Genomic DNA, 393 nt, shown 5'->3' on the forward strand with positions numbered 1-393 from the left:
GTGCTGCCCAGCGTGAAGGCCTGCATGGCCTGCAGGATGTCCGGCGAGGCGAGCTCCACGAGATCGCGCGCCGCGCCCAGCACCACGCCCACGATCACGCCGGCCAGCAGCAGCCGCAGCGTGTGCTGCACGCCGCGCGCGAGCCCGAGCGTGAGCAGCACCGCCGCCACCGCGCCGATGAAGGCCATGCCCGTCACGCCCAGCCGCGCGAACCACTGCGCGGCGGTGGGCGACATGCCGAAGAACGCCATCGCCAGCGCCCCGCCCAGGGCCGCGCCCGAGGCGCTGCCCAGCAGATAGGGGTCCGCCAGCGGATTGCGGAACAGTCCCTGCGCCACGGCGCCCGCCAGCCCGAGCAGCGCGCCCGCCAGCCAGGCGCCGATGGTGCGCGGC

Annotated in this window: 1 protein-coding gene; it reads right to left on the reverse strand. The window is 76.1% G+C overall.

The annotated features are described in order from the left end of the window. Positions 1–393 (reverse strand): iron chelate uptake ABC transporter family permease subunit (locus AC066S_RS39925; protein WP_478272084.1); only part of this gene is annotated, 393 nt, incomplete at both ends.

It is taken from the genome of Bradyrhizobium sp. CFUWI, assembly GCF_056429085.1.